12 protein-coding genes and 3 rRNA genes are annotated in these 19,068 nt (G+C 62.6%); 10 read left to right on the top strand and 5 right to left on the bottom strand.

The window, feature by feature from the left end; all coding sequences use genetic code 11:
• Positions 1-110: 110 nt before the first annotated feature.
• The 5 genes from MUK71_RS10725 to MUK71_RS10705 form a co-directional block, all read right to left on the bottom strand.
• Entirely contained in the window at positions 111-2,612 is a 2,502-nt protein-coding gene (locus tag MUK71_RS10725) for an FtsX-like permease family protein (RefSeq protein ID WP_227929527.1), read from the bottom strand.
• A 3-nt stretch (positions 2,613-2,615) separates the two neighbouring features.
• On the bottom strand, positions 2,616-3,386 hold the full coding sequence (locus MUK71_RS10720) for an ABC transporter ATP-binding protein (RefSeq protein WP_227929528.1): 771 nt from the start codon (positions 3,384-3,386) through the stop codon (positions 2,616-2,618).
• Between the two features lie 69 nt (positions 3,387-3,455).
• A complete protein-coding gene (locus MUK71_RS10715) occupies positions 3,456-3,788 on the bottom strand; it encodes an MmcQ/YjbR family DNA-binding protein (RefSeq protein ID WP_227929529.1) in 333 nt (110 codons plus the stop codon).
• Positions 3,789-3,792: 4 nt separating this feature from the next.
• The gene (locus tag MUK71_RS10710; protein ID WP_279326978.1) at positions 3,793-4,464 is read right to left on the bottom strand and encodes a response regulator; all 672 of its coding nucleotides are present in this window, start codon (positions 4,462-4,464) and stop codon (positions 3,793-3,795) included.
• A 68-nt stretch (positions 4,465-4,532) separates the two neighbouring features.
• Positions 4,533-5,738 (bottom strand): sensor histidine kinase, encoded by a 1,206-nt coding sequence (locus MUK71_RS10705; protein ID WP_227929530.1) that lies wholly within the window; start codon positions 5,736-5,738, stop codon positions 4,533-4,535.
• Positions 5,739-5,861: 123 nt separating this feature from the next.
• Here MUK71_RS10705 and MUK71_RS10700 point away from each other — a divergent pair, with 123 nt between their 5' ends.
• The 10 genes from MUK71_RS10700 (at position 5,862) to MUK71_RS10655 (ending at position 19,020) form a co-directional block, all read left to right on the top strand.
• Positions 5,862-6,926, top strand: a complete 1,065-nt coding sequence (locus MUK71_RS10700) for a 3-isopropylmalate dehydrogenase (RefSeq protein ID WP_227929531.1) — start codon at positions 5,862-5,864, stop codon at positions 6,924-6,926.
• A gap of 61 nt (positions 6,927-6,987) precedes the next feature.
• The gene (locus MUK71_RS10695) at positions 6,988-8,094 is read left to right on the top strand and encodes a branched-chain amino acid aminotransferase (protein ID WP_227929532.1); all 1,107 of its coding nucleotides are present in this window, start codon (positions 6,988-6,990) and stop codon (positions 8,092-8,094) included.
• 6 nt (positions 8,095-8,100) lie between these two features.
• Positions 8,101-8,898 carry an MBL fold metallo-hydrolase gene (locus MUK71_RS10690; RefSeq protein ID WP_227929533.1) on the top strand — a complete coding sequence of 266 codons (798 nt, stop codon included), beginning with the start codon at positions 8,101-8,103 and terminating at the stop codon, positions 8,896-8,898.
• A 730-nt stretch (positions 8,899-9,628) separates the two neighbouring features.
• Positions 9,629-11,155, top strand: a 16S ribosomal RNA gene (locus MUK71_RS10685).
• Between the two features lie 543 nt (positions 11,156-11,698).
• Positions 11,699-14,821, top strand: a 23S ribosomal RNA gene (locus MUK71_RS10680).
• Between the two features lie 226 nt (positions 14,822-15,047).
• Positions 15,048-15,164, top strand: a 5S ribosomal RNA gene (gene rrf / locus MUK71_RS10675).
• Together the 16S, 23S and 5S rRNA genes form the textbook arrangement of a ribosomal RNA operon.
• A gap of 177 nt (positions 15,165-15,341) precedes the next feature.
• Positions 15,342-16,115 (top strand): fumarylacetoacetate hydrolase family protein, encoded by a 774-nt coding sequence (locus MUK71_RS10670; RefSeq protein WP_227927595.1) that lies wholly within the window; start codon positions 15,342-15,344, stop codon positions 16,113-16,115.
• Positions 16,115-16,726: a hypothetical protein gene (locus tag MUK71_RS10665; RefSeq protein WP_227927596.1), complete on the top strand. Its 612-nt coding sequence runs from the start codon at positions 16,115-16,117 to the stop codon at positions 16,724-16,726. Before MUK71_RS10670 ends, MUK71_RS10665 begins: the two co-directional genes overlap by 1 nt.
• Positions 16,727-16,766: 40 nt before the next feature.
• Positions 16,767-18,284: a glutamate--tRNA ligase gene (gene gltX, locus MUK71_RS10660; RefSeq protein WP_227927597.1), complete on the top strand. Its 1,518-nt coding sequence runs from the start codon at positions 16,767-16,769 to the stop codon at positions 18,282-18,284.
• A gap of 10 nt (positions 18,285-18,294) precedes the next feature.
• Positions 18,295-19,020 carry an HAD family hydrolase gene (locus MUK71_RS10655; RefSeq protein WP_227927598.1) on the top strand — a complete coding sequence of 242 codons (726 nt, stop codon included), beginning with the start codon at positions 18,295-18,297 and terminating at the stop codon, positions 19,018-19,020.
• Positions 19,021-19,068: the final 48 nt, after the last annotated feature.

Genomic DNA, 19,068 nt, shown 5'->3' with positions numbered 1-19,068 from the left:
TGTCCTTCCCAGTATCCTTGCAGATCTGCGGCCCGACCGCGAGGCACATGCCCCGCGGCCGGGCCGCAGATCAGCCGCAGACCGGTCCCGGCCTGATTCAACGGGTCCGGTCAGTCGGCAGCGAGTCCGGCCACCGGCGAGAGGCGGGCGGCGCGACGGGCCGGGAGGACCGACGCCGCGAGGCCGGCCAGCAGCGCCACGGCCAGGACACCGAGCAGCTGCAGCCACGGAACCGACGGCTCCACCGAGGCGAAGGAGCCCAGCGCCGACTGCGCTCCGAGCCAGCCGTAAACCGAGCCGAGCACGGTGCCCATCAGGGCAGCCACCCCGGCGATCAGCACGGCTTCGAGTGCCAGCATGCCGCGTAGCTGTCCGCGGGTCAGGCCCAGTGCCCGCAGCAGGGACGACTCGCGGGTGCGTTCCAATACCGAGAGGGACAATGTGTTGGCCACACCCACCAGGGCAATCACCACGGCCACTCCCAGCAGGCCGGTGACCACCATCAGCAGGACGTCGATGACCTGGTCAAACGCGGCACGCTCAATCGCGGAACCGTTCACCGTGTACTCCTCCACATCCAGCCGTTCCGCCAGATCGGCGCGCAGGTCTATCAGGGCGGAGGTATTCAGGGTCTCCTCCACGGACAGCCAGAGCTCCGGCAACGGAACGTAGTCAGCGGAAGCGGGCAGCGGTGCAGGGCCACCCAGCTTCGCCGCCGTGTCGGCACTGATGAGCGGGCGCAGCTGTTTGCTGTTCGATTCCAGTACCTTCAGCTCCGCGGTGGAGCTCGCCCCGGTTACCGTCAGCGTTTCGGACTTGATGCCCTGCGGCATCAGGATGGTGTTGTCCGTGAGGACCAGGTCGGAATCCTGCAGGACCTTCGCCGCTTCAGCAGGATCCAGCGCGTACACGTCGTAGGCGCCGTATTCCTCCGTGTCGGTGGTACCGGCCAGGGGCACCAGGACAGCGTCCTGCACACCGTCAACGGCACGTGCGGTGTCCGCGTCGGCGGCGGTGAACGGACGGTCCTGGCCGGCAACGCTCACATCCACCGGGAACTCTCCCGCCAACACGTCGTCCAGGGAGGTCCGCGCCGTGGCGGCCCCGGTCATCATCATGGTGACCAGGGTGACGCCGATCAGCAGGGCGGAGGATGTTGCCGACGTACGCTGGGGGTTCCGGACGGCGTTGACCGCTGCTAGTTTGCCGGGCACTCCCAGCGGAGCAGCGATCCTGCCGACGGCCCGCACCAGACCCGGGACAAACAGCGTGGCGCACATCAGCACGCCCACAAAGCTCAGGATGCCGCCGGGCAGCGCCACCAGGAGGTCCGAGGAGACCGCACCGGCAGCAAGCAGGGCGGCACCGCCGGCCAGGAGCACCAGGCCGATGGCCAGGCGGACCCGCCCGCGCTTTGTTCCGGCCCGAACATCTTCGGCAGGGCGCAGGGCAGCCAGCGGGGCAACCGCGGTGGCGGCCCGGGCCGGAACCAGGGCGGACAGGACGGTCAGCAGGACACCCACCACCAGTCCGGCGACTACCGAGCCGGGGGAGACCGCCAGTGTGGCGAAGCCGCTTTCGGGAATGGTCTGCAGGTAGGCAATGATGCCGCCCACCAGGGCAACGGCGGCCAGGACACCGGCAACGGATGCGACTATGCCCACAATCAGGGCTTCCACGATGACGGAGCGGCGGATCTGCGAACGTTCGGCACCGATGCAGCGCAGCAGGGCAAGTTCGCGGGTGCGCTGGGCCACCAGCACGGAGAAGGTGTTGGAAACCACCAACGCGCAGACCAGCACCGCCACCGCGGCGAAGGCCAGCAGGATGATGGTCAGGGCATCGTCTCCGCCGGTGTACATGGCCACCAGGACATCGGTCTGCTCGGCAGCGGTACGGACAACCACCTCACCCATGCCCGCGGCGGAAAGCTCCTGCTCCACGGCGGCCCGCACCTCGTTCACGTCGGCGCCGTCGGCCAGCGCCAGTTGGATGGTGTCGAAGCCGTCTTCCGCGTTGGCGAATAATGCCGCGGTGGCGCCGGTGGCATAGAGCTGGGCATTGCCCATGCTGGTCGGGTCATCGGACGGGGCTACCAGTGCGGTGACTGTCAGCTCCACGGCAGCTGAATCGTCCGTTCCACCGGTGAGGCTAAGTACGGAGCCCTTCGACAGGCCCGCCCGCTCGGCGGTGTCGCTGTCCACGGCCACCTCGCCGTCGGACACCGGCAGCGAACCGTCGGTGACCTTTCCGGGGAAGAGCCCCGTGTACTCGGGAATGCTGTCCAGCTTGCCGTACACCGTGTCCCGGCCCGTGCCGAAGCTGACGTATCCCTGCTGCACCTCGTAGCTTCCCGCCACTCCGGGGAGGTCACGGACAATGGCGGCGGTGTCCTCGTCCAGCACCAGCGGATCGGACCGGAACAGGTTGCCGTTGAGGATCAGATCCGCGTTGCGGTAGCTCTGGCCGACGCTCTGGGTCAGCGAGGCCTTGGAGGAGGAATTAATGATCAGAGTGGCCGTCAGGAAGCCGACGGCGATGAGGACCGCCAGGGAGACCGCTATGAAACGGCGGGCGTTCAGGCGCACCTGCGCCAGCGCTACCTGCAACATGCCTTACGCCCCCAGCTTGGTCAGGGCGGCCAGTACGGTGTCCGGGGTGGGATTCGCCAGTTCGCCCACCAGTGCGCCGTCATTCATGAGCACAACCCGGTCCGCGTAGGAAGCGGCCACGGGATCGTGGGTGACCATGATGATGGTCTGGCCCATCTCCTTGGTGGAACGGCGGAGCAGGGAAAGGACCTCGGCTCCGGACTTGGAATCCAGGTTGCCGGTGGGCTCGTCTCCGAAGAGCACGTCCGGGCGGGTCAGCAGGGCACGGGCTACGGCCACGCGCTGCTGCTGGCCGCCGGAGAGTTCATGCGGCCGGTGCTTCAGCCGGCCGGTGAGGCCCAGGGTTTCGGTGATGCTTTCCAGCCAGGCCCGGTCCACCTTGCCGTTGGCCAGCGCGACGGGGAGGGTGATGTTCTGTTCGGCGGTAAGCGTGGGGACCAGGTTGAAGGACTGGAAAACGAAGCCCACGGAGTCCCGGCGAAGGCGGGTCAGTGCGGCGTCGTTAAGTCCGGTGAGTTCGGTGCCGCCAATCCAGATGCGTCCCGAGTCGGAGGTATCCAGGCCGGCCAGGCAATGCATCAGGGTCGACTTTCCGGAGCCGGACGGACCCATAATGGCCGTGAAGGTGCCGGTTTCAAAGCTCACGTCCACATCCCGAAGGGCGTGGACCCGGGTTTCACCGGTGCCGTACGTCTTGTTCAGCTTCTGCGCGGCTGCGGCCAGGCGGGTTTTCCCCGTGCCGGGGACAGGATTCTGCTGTGCGAGTGTTGTCATGGTTCCCACGCTATGCCCGCGGCGTCATGGGCCACATCGAGCCGGGGGACGGTTCCCGGGGAACCGGCCTCATACCGTGGGTGGAAGGGCGCCGGCCAGCCGGTAGGACTCGTGCAGCATTTCTGCCAGCTCATCCTGCGGAACGTATGCCAGCCGCACCAGGACCAGCAGCGGAGAGGACTCGTGATGCGGGGTCCAGAAGTAGATGTCCGGGTGCAGCGCCGCCAGTGCCTCCCGTTCCGCACTTTTGACCGTCAGGGAGTCTTCATCCCACATCCGGGCCATCAGCGTGCGGGCAAACCAGGCGGGCTGCTTCCAGCTGAGCCGTTCCGAGACGCCGGGCAGGGAGAGGCAGACCTGACGGACGTCCTCGACAGTGGCCGTGCGCCGTCCCCGTTCCATGCCCCTAGGGTGCGACTATGCCCGTCTCGTACGCAATAACCACGGCCTGCACCCGGTCCCGGGCGCCCAGCTTGGCCAGGATATGGCCCACGTGGGTTTTGACCGTTGCCTCCGAGAGGAAGAGCTTCGCTGCGATCTCAGGATTGGAGAGGCCCTGGGCTATCAGGGTGAAAACCTCGTGTTCGCGCGGCGTCAGGGTTTCGACGGCGGCGGCATGCGGGCTTCCGGGTGTTCCGGCGGTGCGCAGCATGGGGGCAACGTGGTCCAGCAGGCGGCGGGTGGTGGACGGCGCAATCACCGCGTCACCGCGGTGCACGGTGCGGATGGCTTCCAACAGCTCCTCGGGCGGGGCGTCCTTGAGCAGAAAGCCGCTGGCGCCGGCCTGGATGGCGGAAAGCGCGTACTCATCCAGGTCGAAGGTGGTCAGCACCACCACCTTCACGTCTTCGTTACGCTCCCCGCCGTTTCCGGCGTCGAGGATCCGGGAGGTGGCCTCGATGCCGTCCATTCCCGGCATCCGGACGTCCATCAGCACAACGTCGGCCCGTACGGCGGCCAGTGCGGCCAGTGCCTCGTGTCCGTTGCCGGCTTCGGCAACCACCTCGAGATCCGGCTGTGAATTGATCAGCATGCGGAAACCTCCGCGCACCAGCTGCTGGTCATCCACCAGGACCACCCGGATGGGGTCGGCGGAAGGGAGCGGTGTTTCGGACGCTGCGGTCCAGGGGGAATCCGGCACTATGCCTAGGCCTCCGTGTAGGGGATGAATGCTTCAACGCGGAATCCTCCGCCGGCCGCCGGAGCAGCCTTTAGGGTTCCATCGTAAAGCGCCAGCCGCTCGCCCATCCCCTTGATGCCCTGTCCGGCGCCGTCGCTGTCGATGGCTGCAGCGGCACCTATCCCGTTGTCCGTGACAGTGAGGGCCAGCCCCCGCGGTGACCACTGGAGGTCAACAGCCGCCCGGGCGCTGGGACCGGCATGCTTCAGCACGTTGGTCAGGGATTCCTGGATGACTCTGTACGCGCTGAGCTCAGCGCCCGGCGGCAGGGGCCGGCGGGGCGCGCCGTCCACCTGCACGGAAACATCCACCCCGCCGCGCCGGACAGAGTCCACCAACGCATCAACATCTGCCAGAGAGGGCAGGGGGCGGGTGGAGGCTGCTTCGTCGCCGCGGAGCACGCCGAGCAGGCGGCGCATTTCGCGCAGGGAGCTCCGCCCGGTTTCGGCGATCACGCCCAGGGTGCGCGGGGCGACGTCCGGATCGTCGGCGCTTGCATACCGCGCGCCGTCGGCCTGCGTAATGATCACCGAGAGCGAGTGCGCCACAATGTCATGCATCTCCCGGGCAATGTGGCTGCGTTCGTCCGCGGCGGCCAGGTCCCGCTCCTGCTGGCGTTCAATCTCCAGGCGGTGGGCGCGGTCCTGGAGCGCCTGCATCGCCAGGCGCCGGGTGCGGGCCAGGTCCCCGAAGGTCCAGAAGACCAGGACCACCGCATCAACGGCGATGACCAATATGAGCATCGGGATGAACCCGGTAGTCCCGGGAAGGCTGCCTCCCATGGCCGGCGCAATGAAATACACCAGCACAAAGGCCATGCCGCCAGCCAGCGCCAGCCCCAGCCCGGCCAGGCTTGCCCACCGTGGAGCGAAGGCAGCCAGCGAGTAGACCATGCCCAGGACAAGAATGTCAGCCGGCAACCCCGTCTCCGGGACCAGGAACAGGGAGAGGATGCAGGCGGTGGCCTGGACCGCCGCTGCCGGTACGGGCCTGGTGCGGCGCCAGGCCATGCTCATGCAGATGGCTGTCGACAACAGGAATTCGACCGGCTGCCAGCGGCCGATGAGCAGGACCGGCACCGCGAGGAACAGGGTGAAGCCCAGGGCGGAGCACAGGTCCACCTTGGCGGGGTTTGCCTGCATCCAGGCATAGATACGTCGGTGCAGGAGCATGGACAACAACTTTAGGCCCCTCGTTCCTCCGGCGCGTCATGCCAGGGGTGGAATTCTCGCCGCAGTGTTCAGCATGTGAGATGGGTTGTCCGGCATCCGGACCGTCTTTCTATGATGGGCGTTATGAGCGAAGAACAGTCCAAAGTCATTTCCCTGGCCGTGATCCCGGGCGACGGAATCGGCCCGGAGGTTACGGCCGAAGCAGTGAAGGTGCTGAACAAGGTCACCGCGGGCGGACCAGCCCGGTTTGACCTGACCGAGTATGAGCTCGGGGCTGAGCACTGGCTGGCAACGGGGGAGACCCTGCCGGATAAGACACTGGACGCACTCAAGGGCCATGACGCGATTCTTTTCGGAGCCGTGGGTGTGGCGCCCGGGGACACGAGCATGCCCTCGGGGCTGATTGAACGCGAGCTGCTGCTCAAGCTGCGCTTCAGCCTGGACCACTACGTAAACCTCCGCCCGTCCAAGCTGTACACGGGAGTTGACAGCCCGCTGGCCAATCCCGGAGACGTCGATTTCATCGTGGTTCGCGAAGGAACCGAGGGGCCATATGCCGGCAACGGGGGAGTGCTCCGTGAGGGAACCCCGCAGGAGATCGCCACCGAAGTTTCGCTCAACACCGCCTACGGCGTCGAGCGCGTGGTTCGTGATGCCTTCCGCCGGGCCTCGCAGCGGCCGCGCCGGAAGCTGACGCTGGTGCATAAGCACAACGTGCTGGTGAACGCCGGGCGCCTGTGGAAGCGAACCGTGGAAAAGGTGGCCGCGGAATTCCCCGAGGTCACCCACGACTACCTGCACGTGGACGCCGCCACCATCTTTATGGTGAGTGATCCCTCACGGTTCGACGTCATCGTCACGGACAACCTCTTCGGCGACATCATCACCGACCTGGCTGCCGCGATCACCGGTGGCATTGGTTTGGCGGCCTCCGGCAACATCAACATGGACCGCACCTACCCGTCCATGTTCGAACCCGTACACGGCTCTGCCCCGGACATCGCCGGGCAGCAGAAAGCTGATCCCACCGCAGCCATCCTCTCGGCTGCCCTGCTGCTGGAGCACCTGGGATTCGATGATGAAGCCGCGCGGATACAGCAGGCCGTCGCCGCGGATCTCGCCAACCGGGGCGGAAAACGCCGTACCACCGCCGAAGTGGGCGATGCCATCGCCGCCGCGGTGTCATAAGCTCAGTCATAGCCAATAAGTAGTCGTCGAACGGGTTTTTGCCGTTCACCGTGGAGGAATCATGACCGTCAGCGCACTGGAATTCACCCAGGAGCTTTCCACCAACCCGAAGTCCGCCTCCGAGCGGGCCACCATCCTGGCGAACCCCGGATTCGGCGACTACTTCACCGACCACACCGCCGTCATTGACTGGAAGGCGGCCGAAGGCGGAGAAGCCCAGTGGCAGAACGCCCGCATTGAGCCCTACGGACCCATCTCCATCGATCCGGCAGCCGGCGTCCTGCACTACGGGCAGGAGATCTTCGAGGGCCTGAAGGTATACCGGCACGCAGACGGTTCCGTGGTGAGTTTCCGCCCCGAAGCCAATGCTGCACGCCTGAACCTCTCCGCCCGCCGGCTTGCGCTGCCCGAGCTTCCCGAGGAACTTTTCCTGGAGTCCATCCGCCGGCTGGTGGCCCTGGACCAGGACTGGATCCCGGACGGCGACGGCGCCGCGCTCTACCTGCGCCCGTTCATGATCGCCACCGAGGCGTTCCTGGGTGTCCGTCCGGCCCGCGAGGTGTCCTACCGCGTGATTGCCTCGCCGGCGGGGAACTACTTTGGCGGGGAACTGAAGCCGGTTTCCATCTGGCTTTCCTCCAAGTACGCCCGCGCCGGCCGCGGCGGCACCGGTGAAGCAAAGTGCGGCGGCAACTACGCTGCCTCACTCATCGCCCAGATGGAAGGCGAAGCCAACGGCTGCAAGCAGGTGCTGTTCCTGGATGAATTCAACGACAACGCCGTGGAAGAGCTTGGCGGCATGAATGTCTTCTTCGTCTTCAAGGACGGACGCCTGGTCACCCCCGCACTCTCCGGCACCATCCTGCACGGAATCACGCGCTCTTCCGTTCTGCAGCTGGGCCGGGACCGCGGCATGGACGTTCAGGAACGCAAGATCACCCTGGATGAATGGCGCGACGGCGTTGCCTCCGGTGAAATCACCGAAGTCTTCGCGTGCGGCACGGCAGCGGTCATCACTCCCGTGGGCCAGCTGAAGTCTGAAACTGAGGTCATCGGATCCGCGGACGCGAAGCCGGGAGAAGTCACCATGTCCATCCGCGAGCAGCTGCTCGGCATCCAGACCGGCACCGTGGAGGATACCCACGGCTGGCTGACCCGCCTGGCCTAGGAACCCATGTCAACCACCGAACAGCTTCCGGATTCCGGGCTGGTCCGCAGCAGCGAGCTCAGCCGCGTCCGGCTCGCCCCGAACCCGGGGCCCATGTCCCTTGACGGCACCAACAGCTACGTTTTGGCTGCCCCGGGATCCGGAAGCACGGTGGTGGTGGACCCGGGTCCGCTGGACGAGGAGCATCTGCAGGCCCTGGCCGGCGCCGGAACCGTGGAACTGGTGTTGATTACCCACCGGCACCCTGACCACACCGAGGCGAGCCGGCGGTTCGCGGAGCTGACGGGTGCACCGGTCCGCGCACTTGATCCGAAGTACTGCATCGGAGCGGATCCGCTCGGCGCCGATGAAAGCATTAAGGCCGCCGGACTCCAGATCAGGGTCCTGGCGACGCCCGGGCACACCTCGGACTCGGTGTGTTTCTGGCTTCCCGACGACGGCGGCAACGGCTCCGTGCTTACCGGAGACACCATCCTGGGGCGGGGGACCACGGTGCTGGACTATCCGGACGGGACCCTGGGGGACTACCTGCAGACACTGGAGATGCTGGCTGACCTCGGTGCCGCCACGGTTCTTCCCGGACACGGGCCCGTTCAACCGGATCTGAGCTCACTGGTCCTGACCTACCGGGACCACCGGGAAGAGCGGCTGGAACAGATTCGTACCGCCCTGGACCACATCGGTTCCAACGCCGGCGCCGGGGACATCGCAGACCTGGTCTACGCGGATGTGCCGGCCAACGTGCGTGCCGCCGCCGAGCTGTCGGTGGCTGCACAGCTGGCGTACCTCCGCGGCAACGGATAGGCACCCGCCCGGCAGGGGATGGGCGCGCGCCCGGCAGGGGATGGGACCCGGCCGCCAGATGATCCGCTTTGCCGTCCGGTGGCCGGCCTGTTTATGCGACGAGGGTTAATGTGACGAGGCTGACCGGGTACCGGCTTGCGTAGAGGGGAGCTGCAGGTTTTACGATGGATACACCGGCCGAAACACTGGCCCGCACAGCCGGATTTGCAGTGTTGCGGACAGCGTGCGGCAGGTCACTTCGATCCGGTTTGCAAGGACCGGGCGGGGTGTGTAAAGTAATTGAAGTCGCCGCGGCAGGGACGCTGAGAAAGCGCCCGAGCATGGCGGCCAAACCCCTTCGAAAATCAGAGTCCAACTCCCGTGCCCTTCACCGGGCCGGCGGAAAAGACTCCGGTTCACGCTGGGGCCGGAACGGCGGTACAAACGCTTTTCACGGGATTCCGACAGGAAAACCGCGAATTGCAAATAACGCCGGAATGGAATAAGATAATAAAACATTGCAGCGAAGAAGAAAAGGAAAACATTGTTTTCCCGAGTATTTTCGGATTGCGTCTGTTGTTTGAGAACTCAATAGTGTGCCAAGTTTATTGATACCAATTTATTTTGATTGGTTGAATCGACCGTGTCCGCCCACCCCGTGGGTATGGAACGGTTTTTTTAGCCGGTTTCGAATTTAGTGCAGTGCCTGGCGGCCAATTTTCCTTGGCCCCGGCATTGTGTCTGTAAAACATTTACGGAGAGTTTGATCCTGGCTCAGGATGAACGCTGGCGGCGTGCTTAACACATGCAAGTCGAACGATGACTTCTGTGCTTGCACAGAATGATTAGTGGCGAACGGGTGAGTAACACGTGAGTAACCTGCCCTTGACTTCGGGATAAGCCTGGGAAACCGGGTCTAATACCGGATACGACCTCCTGGCGCATGCCATGGGGGTGGAAAGCTTTATGCGGTTTTGGATGGACTCGCGGCCTATCAGCTTGTTGGTTGGGGTAATGGCCCACCAAGGCGACGACGGGTAGCCGGCCTGAGAGGGTGACCGGCCACACTGGGACTGAGACACGGCCCAGACTCCTACGGGAGGCAGCAGTGGGGAATATTGCACAATGGGCGAAAGCCTGATGCAGCGACGCCGCGTGAGGGACGAATGCCTTCGGGTTGTAAACCTCTTTCAGCAGGGAAGAAGCGAAAGTGACGGTACCTGCAGAAGAAGCGCCGGCTAACTACGTGCCAGCAGCCGCGGTAATACGTAGGGCGCAAGCGTTATCCGGAATTATTGGGCGTAAAGAGCTCGTAGGCGGTTTGTCGCGTCTGCTGTGAAAGCCCGGGGCTCAACCCCGGGTCTGCAGTGGGTACGGGCAGACTAGAGTGATGTAGGGGAGACTGGAATTCCTGGTGTAGCGGTGAAATGCGCAGATATCAGGGAACACCGATGGCGAAGGCAGGTCTCTGGGCATTAACTGACGCTGAGGAGCGAAAGCATGGGGAGCGAACAGGATTAGATACCCTGGTAGTCCATGCCGTAAACGTTGGGCACTAGGTGTGGGGGACATTCCACGTTTTCCGCGCCGTAGCTAACGCATTAAGTGCCCCGCCTGGGGAGTACGGCCGCAAGGCTAAAACTCAAAGGAATTGACGGGGGCCCGCACAAGCGGCGGAGCATGCGGATTAATTCGATGCAACGCGAAGAACCTTACCAAGGCTTGACATGAACCGGAAAGACCTGGAAACAGGTCCCCCACTTGTGGCCGGTTTACAGGTGGTGCATGGTTGTCGTCAGCTCGTGTCGTGAGATGTTGGGTTAAGTCCCGCAACGAGCGCAACCCTCGTTCTATGTTGCCAGCGCGTTATGGCGGGGACTCATAGGAGACTGCCGGGGTCAACTCGGAGGAAGGTGGGGACGACGTCAAATCATCATGCCCCTTATGTCTTGGGCTTCACGCATGCTACAATGGCCGGTACAAAGGGTTGCGATACTGTGAGGTGGAGCTAATCCCAAAAAGCCGGTCTCAGTTCGGATTGAGGTCTGCAACTCGACCTCATGAAGTTGGAGTCGCTAGTAATCGCAGATCAGCAACGCTGCGGTGAATACGTTCCCGGGCCTTGTACACACCGCCCGTCAAGTCACGAAAGTTGGTAACACCCGAAGCCGGTGGCCTAACCCCTTGTGGGAGGGAGCCGTCGAAGGTGGGACCGGCGATTGGGACTAAGTCGTAACAAGGTAGCCGTACCGGAAGGTGCGGCTGGATCACCTCCTTTCTAAGGAGCACCTCAGGACGGTATGTCCGGCCACAGCGTCGGATGTGTCTCCTGCAGGAGATGCCCATATCGGAGACATCTGTTCTCCGGTGGGTGCTCAAGGGTGGAATATCAATGGATAGGCGCCGGCGTGATGCCCGGATCGGTGAGTACGGTCTTCCCCTTGGGGGTCCTGGAAAGCGTTGGTTCGGGCGGGTATGCCGGTTGACCGTTTGGCACACTGTTGGGTCCTGAGACAACAGGACCGTGGGTAATGATCCGGGCTTTGCGGCCGGGGTGGTTGTTCATGGTTGTGGTTTGTTTCTGTTTGTTCCTGCGCATGCCGGATACATCACGGGTTTCGCCTCTTTGCGGGGGTGTCCGGGTGTGGATGGGTGTGACGGGGTTGTTGTTTGAGAACTACATAGTGGACGCGAGCATCTTAAAAATTATTAAGTGCAATTTCAGAAAAACCTGGTAGATCCCGGTGCTGTCCCCTTGCGGGGCGGTGGCGGGGTGTGACCGTGGTTTTCTCGATAGCGATAATTAATTATTGATCTTTGTGGTCAAGTTTTTAAGGGCACACGGTGGATGCCTTGGCATCAGGAGCCGAAGAAGGACGTAGGAATCTGCGATAAGCCTGGGGAGTTGATAACCGAACTTTGATCCCAGGATGTCCGAATGGGGAAACCCCGCCCGGCGCGCGAGTGACCGGGTGACCCGCATCTGAACACATAGGGTGCGTGGAGGGAACGTGGGGAAGTGAAACATCTCAGTACCCACAGGAAGAGAAAACAACAGTGATTCCGTAGTAGTGGCGAGCGAACGCGGAAGAGGCTAAACCAGTGGTGTGTGATAGCGGCGGGCGTTGCATCACTGGGGTTGCGGGACTTTCCGTACCGATTCTGCCGGATCGGTGGTGAGTGCAGATGCATAGGTGAACTGGTTTGAAAGCCAGGCCGTAGAGGGTGTTAGCCCGTAACCGGAATGTATGCTGCCGCTTGGAGAGGATCCCAAGTAGCACGGGGCCCGAGAAATCCCGTGCGAATCTGCCAGGACCACCTGGTAAGCCTAAATACTCCTGATGACCGATAGCGGACAAGTACCGTGAGGGAAAGGTGAAAAGTACCCCGGGAGGGAGTGAAATAGTACCTGAAACCGTGTGCCTACAAACCGTTGGAGCAGCCTTGTAGCTGTGACAGCGTGCCTTTTGAAGAATGAGCCTGCGAGTTAGTGTTACGTCGCGAGGTTAACCCGTGTGGGGAAGCCGTAGCGAAAGCGAGTCTGAACAGGGCGTTGCAGTGGCGTGATCTAGACCCGAAGCGGAGTGATCTACCCATGGCCAGGTTGAAGCGACGGTAAGACGTCGTGGAGGACCGAACCCACTTCAGTTGAAAATGGAGGGGATGAGCTGTGGGTAGGGGTGAAAGGCCAATCAAACTCCGTGATAGCTGGTTCTCCCGAAATGCATTTAGGTGCAGCGTTGCGTGTTTCTTACCGGAGGTAGAGCTACTGGATGGCTAATGGGCCCTACAAGGTTACTGACGTCAGCCAACTCCGATGCCGGTAAGTGAGAGCGCAGCAGTGAGACTGTGGGGGATAAGCTTCATAGTCGAGAGGGAAACAGCCCAGACCACCAACTAAGGCCCCTAAGCGTGTGCTAAGTGGGAAAGGATGTGGAGTTGCCCAGACAACCAGGAGGTTGGCTTAGAAGCAGCCACCCTTGAAAGAGTGCGTAATAGCTCACTGGTCAAGTGATTCCGCGCCGACAATGTAGCGGGGCTCAAGTACACCGCCGAAGTTGTGGCATTCAGATATAGATAAGCCTTCGTGGTTCAGTCGTCTGGATGGGTAGGGGAGCGTCGTGTGGGCAGTGAAGCTGCGGTGTAAACCAGTGGTGGAGCCTACACGAGTGAGAATGCAGGCATGAGTAGCGAAAGACGGGTGAGAAACCCGTCCGCCGAATGATCAAGGGTTCCAGGGTCAAGCTAATCTGCCCTGGGTAAGTCGGGACCTAAGGCGAGGCCGACAGGCGTAGTCGATGGACAACGGGTTGATATTCCCGTACCGGCGAAGAACCGCCCATACCAAGCAGGGGACACTAACCGTCCGGAGCCTGCCCGAGCATCCTTGTGGTGTGAGGGTTTTGGCCGAGCACGGGACCTGATCCTGGGAGGTAAGCGTATTAACAGGTGTGACGCAGGAAGGTAGCCGGGCCAGGCGATGGTTGACCTGGTCTAAGGATGTAGGGTCCGTGATAGGTAAATCCGTCACGGTGTCTTTGATGACGATCCTGAGATCCGACGGGACCCCCTCACGGGGGGATCCGGTGATCCTATGCTGCCTAGAAAAGCATCGGCGCGAGGTTCCAGCCGCCCGTACCCCAAACCGACACAGGTGATCAGGTAGAGAATACTAAGGCGATCGAGAGAATTATGGTTAAGGAACTCGGCAAAATGCCCCCGTAACTTCGGGAGAAGGGGGGCCCCAACCTTGATGGACACTTGCTGTCCGGAGGGGATCGGGGCCGCAGAGACCAGGGGGAAGCGACTGTTTACTAAAAACACAGGTCCGTGCGAAGTCGCAAGACGATGTATACGGACTGACTCCTGCCCGGTGCTGGAAGGTTAAGAGGACCGGTTAGCCCTTACGGGCGAAGCTGGGAATTTAAGCCCCAGTAAACGGCGGTGGTAACTATAACCATCCTAAGGTAGCGAAATTCCTTGTCGGGTAAGTTCCGACCTGCACGAATGGAGTAACGACTTCCCCGCTGTCTCAACCATAAACTCGGCGAAATTGCAGTACGAGTAAAGATGCTCGTTACGCGCAGCAGGACGGAAAGACCCCGAGACCTTTACTATAGTTTGGTATTGGTGTTCGGTGTGGCTTGTGTAGGATAGGTGGGAGACTGTGAGACCCGGACGCCAGTTCGGGTGGAGTCATCGTTGAAATACCACTCTGGTCATACTGGATATCTAACTTCGGCCCGTAATCCGGGTCAGGGACAGTGCCTGATGGGTAGTTTAACTGGGGCGGTTGCCTCCTAAAGAGTAACGGAGGCGCCCAAAGGTTCCCTCAGCCTGGTTGGCAATCAGGTGGCGAGTGTAAGTGCACAAGGGAGCTTGACTGTGAGAGAGACATCTCGAGCAGGGACGAAAGTCGGGACTAGTGATCCGGCGGTACATTGTGGAATGGCCGTCGCTCAACGGATAAAAGGTACCTCGGGGATAACAGGCTGATCTTGCCCAAGAGTCCATATCGACGGCATGGTTTGGCACCTCGATGTCGGCTCGTCGCATCCTGGGGCTGGAGTAGGTCCCAAGGGTTGGGCTGTTCGCCCATTAAAGCGGTACGCGAGCTGGGTTTAGAACGTCGTGAGACAGTTCGGTCCCTATCCGCTGCGCGCGCAGGAAATTTGAGAAGGGCTGTCCTTAGTACGAGAGGACCGGGACGGACGAACCTCTGGTGTGTCAGTTGTACTGCCAAGTGCACCGCTGATTAGCTACGTTCGGATGGGATAACCGCTGAAAGCATCTAAGCGGGAAGCCCGCTTCGAGATGAGATTTCCATACACCTTGTGTGTGAGAGGCCCCCAGCCAGACCACTGGGTTGATAGGCCGGATGTGGAAGCGGGGACTAAAGACCCGTGAAGCTGACCGGTACTAATAGGCCGATAACTTACACCACACCAACATCTGGGGAAACACGACTTCAAACGGTTTCCCAACGTACAGGGTGTTGTTGATCATGCTGCTTGCGTCCACTATGTGGTTCCCGGATAACAACCCTGGTTGTTGGCCGTGGAACAAAAAAACTGAATATCACTTCGTCTAAGGACGTTCGTGACCCAATGTTTTCCCCTCTGCACACCCGGTTTTTTGGCCGGTGGTTGTGCGGGTGCGGGTAGTAGGGTTACGGCGGTCATAGCGTGGGGGAAACGCCCGGTCCCATTCCGAACCCGGAAGCTAAGACCCACAGCGCCGATGGTACTGCATCCGGGAGGATGTGGGAGAGTAGGTCACCGCCGGACAAATTGTGAAGGGTGAGGCCCGTACCAGTGTTGGTACGGGCCTCACTTGTTTAACCCCACACCAGGGATGCCGGCGGCCCTGGTGCGCAAAATCACGAATGTCTTCTCTGCTGGAGGGGTCCTGTGTGCGTGGCCGTACCTGCATGCCGGCGCAGTTTCTCCACTAGGCTTAGAAGCATGCGTATTGCTCGATTTGTACAGGACAGTGACCCCGCCTACGGCGTGGTCGGCGGAGAAGAAGGCAACGAAGAAATTGCCGTTATCAAGGGAGACCCGTTCTTTTCGGGTGTCCAGCTGACGGGGGAGCGGCACAAGCTCGAGGACGTACGTCTGCTGGCCCCGATTATTCCGCGCAGCAAGGTGGTGGGTATCGGCCGCAACTATGCCGACCACGCTGCGGAGATGGGCAACGACGTCCCTCCGGCGCCGCTGATGTTCCTCAAGCCCAACACCTCGGTCATCGGACCCAACGATCCCGTGGTGCTGCCCTCGTTCTCGGATGAGGTGTCCTATGAAGCCGAGCTCGCCGTCGTCATCGGCCGTATCTGCAAGGACGTCCCGGTTGAACGCGTGAACGAAGTGATTTTCGGCTACACGTGCGCCAATGATCTGACGGCACGCGACGCCCAGCGGACCGACGACCAGTGGGCACGCGCCAAGGGCTTTGATACCTCCTGCCCGCTGGGTCCGTGGATTGAAACCGAACTGGACCCGGAGAACACCGAGGTCCGCGGTTACCTGGACGGCGAGCTGGTGCAGGACGGCAACACGAGTTCGATGATCTGGGGTGTCAAGGAGCTGGTCTCCTACGTTTCCCAGGCCTTCACCCTGCTGCCCGGCGACGTTATCCTCACCGGCACGCCTGCCGGCGTCGGAATCATCAGCGACGGACAGCGCTTTGAGGTCGACATTGAAGGAATCGGCCGGCTGGTAAACACCGTCCGCAGCTGATGCGTCGCGGAGCGGGCAGGGACCGGCATCGGCTTCATGCCGGAGCAACGCCGGCTGCCCTGATATGGTCGGCCGCGCTCCTGGCCGTTCCGTTCCTCAGCTTTGCGCCGGCGCAGGCGCTTCCCTGGGGGCTCGGGGCTGCCCTGCTGTTGGGAGTCTTTCCACCGGTCCTGGTGGCATACCTGAAAAAGCGCAATGACCTGCGCCGGTTCGGTCCGTCGTCGCTGCCTCCGGTAGTGCTGGGCGCGGCCGCGCTGGGCTTTATGCTCCAGCGGCTCATTCTGTGGCTGGACGGGCCGCTGGCGCTTTCCGCAGCCGTGTTTGCGCTGCTGGCGGCCGCTATGGTGCTGCTGGTGGCCAACGCATTCACCGCCTGGTCATGGCTGGATGTCACGCTCGGTGCCGGCATCGTCATGTTCGGGTCGCTGGCCGCGCTGCTCTTCACAGGGCCGGTGGGGACAGCGCTGGCTGCTGCCGTGGTCCTTATACTGCTCGTCGTGATCCTGCGGCGCGCGCGGGCAGGATCTCCGCTGCAGCACCTTGCCGGGGCAGCCGCCGGCACCGCGGCGGGCGGCGGTATCTTCCTTTGGCTCCTCGCCTACGCACGTTAGGCCATGCGTAGAGGCAGAAGAGACTAAACTGGGAAGCATCATGACTAATGCGCCCACACCCTTAGCTGACCTTCCCACCGTTACCGATGCCACGCCCGTGCGCGTGCGTTTCTGCCCGTCCCCCACGGGCACCCCGCACGTCGGCCTGATCCGGACCGCCCTGTTCAACTGGGCCTACGCCAAGCACACCAAGGGCACCATGGTGTTCCGCATCGAAGACACGGATACCGCCCGTGACAGCGAGGAAAGCTACCTCCAGCTCCTCGACGCGCTGAAGTGGCTCGGCATCACCTGGGATGAAGGCGTGGAAGTGGGCGGCCCGCACGAGCCGTACCGCCAGTCCCAGCGGGGTGAGATCTACCAGGATGTTATTGCCAAGCTGCGCGACGCCGGTTACGTCTACGAGTCCTACTCCACGCCGGAGGAGATTGAGGCGCGCCACCGTGCTGCTGGCCGCGACATCAAGCTCGGCTATGACAACTATGACCGCGATCTGACGCCCGAACAGATCGAAGCCTTCAAAGCCGAAGGCCGTTCCCCGGTGCTGCGCGTGCGGATGCCGGACGAGGACATTACCTTCACTGACTTGGTGCGCGGCGACATCACGTTCAAGGCCGGCACGGTTCCCGACTTTGTGGTGGTCCGCGCCAACGGTGCCCCGCTCTACACCCTCGTGAACCCGGTGGACGATGCCCTGATGGGGATCACCCACGTGCTGCGCGGCGAGGACCTGCTGTCCTCCACGCCCCGCCAGATTGCCCTCTACCGGGCACTGATCGACGTCGGCGTTGCCGAATACATGCCGCTGTTCGGGCACCTGCCCTACGTGATGGGCGCCGGCAATAAGAAGCTGTCCAAGCGCGATCCGGAGTCCAGCCTCTTCCTGCACCGCGAACGCGGTTTTATCCCCGAAGGCCTGCTGAACTACCTGTCCCTGCTGGGCTGGTCGCTGTCCGCGGATGAGGATATCTTCACCGTGCAGCAGCTGGTGGAAAACTTCGACATCCACGACGTGCTGGCCAACCCGGCGCGGTTCGATTTGAAGAAGGCCGAAGCCATCAACGGCACACACGTGCGGATGCTCGAGGCCGAAGACTTCCGCAACCGGCTGGTCCCGTACCTGCAGCACGCCGGCCTGGTGGGGGAGACTCTGACCGCCCGGGAAGAGGAAATCCTCACCGAAGCCGCCCCGCTGGTCCAGGAAAGGATCACGCTGCTCGGCGAGGCTCCGGACATGCTCGGGTTCCTCTTCAAGGCCGACGACGCCGTTGACGTTGCCGACGACGCGCGCAAGGGCCTCCCGGCTAACCTGGCCGAGGTGCTAGATGCGGCACTGACCGCTCTGGACGGAGTGGAGGAGTGGACCGCGGAAAACATCCAGGCGGCACTGCGCCAGGCTCTGGTGGAAGAGATGGGCATCAAGCCGCGGCTGGCCTTCGGACCTGTGCGTACTGCCATTTCCGGACGCCGCATTTCACCGCCGCTGTTCGAGTCCATGGTTATCCTTGGCCGGGACTCCTCCTTGGCCCGGATTCGTTCCTTCCGCGCCGCCGCGTAGGGACATGAGGATGGCCAGGTCTGTCGACGCGGTGCTGTTCGACATTGATGAAACACTGGTGGACCTGCAGGCTGCCATGGGCACCACGCTGCAGGCAGTCAGTGCGGAAGACCTGGCACATTTCACGGCGGCGGATTGGGACGCGTATACGTCCCTGTTCGCCGCCGACCCGCAGGGTCACTACGACGCTTACCTTGCCGGGCACCTGAGCTTCGCCGACCAGCGGGTGCTCCGGCTGCAGCATGCCCGCGAACGGGCTGGATTGGCACCGCTGGACAGCGATGCCGCGAGGGCCTGGAACGATGCCTATGAGCAGATACTTCCCCGTCATTTCTGCGCCTTTGATGACGTGGTTCCGCTGCTGGACGCATTGGATGAACGGGGCATCGCCTATGGGGCGGTCAGTAACAACGTCCACGATTACCAGCGTGCCAAGCTGGACGCCGCCGGACTGGAGCGGCTCCGGGTGCTGGTGGGCATCGATACCGTTGGTGCCGCCAAACCGGACCCGGCTATCTTCCACGAAGGAGCGCGGCTCGTCGGCAGCCTGCCGGCACGGACGGCGTATGTGGGGGACAACCTGATTGTGGACGCCATCGGCGCCCACGACGCCGGCCTGACCGGCGTCTGGCTGGACCGCGAGGACAACCCCTCACCGGTGCGGGGAGACAATACGGCGGTCCCCGCCGGGGTGTTCACGGTTGGCACGCTGATGGAGGTTCTTGGCCTGCTCTGACAGGTGCCCCGGATCGGACAAGGAGCCGGTTTTGTACTTGCTCCGAAA

Origin of the sequence: Arthrobacter zhangbolii (assembly GCF_022869865.1) — a bacterium.
GTDB lineage: Bacteria > Actinomycetota > Actinomycetes > Actinomycetales > Micrococcaceae > Arthrobacter_B > Arthrobacter_B zhangbolii.
The sequence above is the reverse complement of the archived record's forward strand: the minus strand, read 5'-3'. Positions and strand labels throughout refer to the sequence as shown.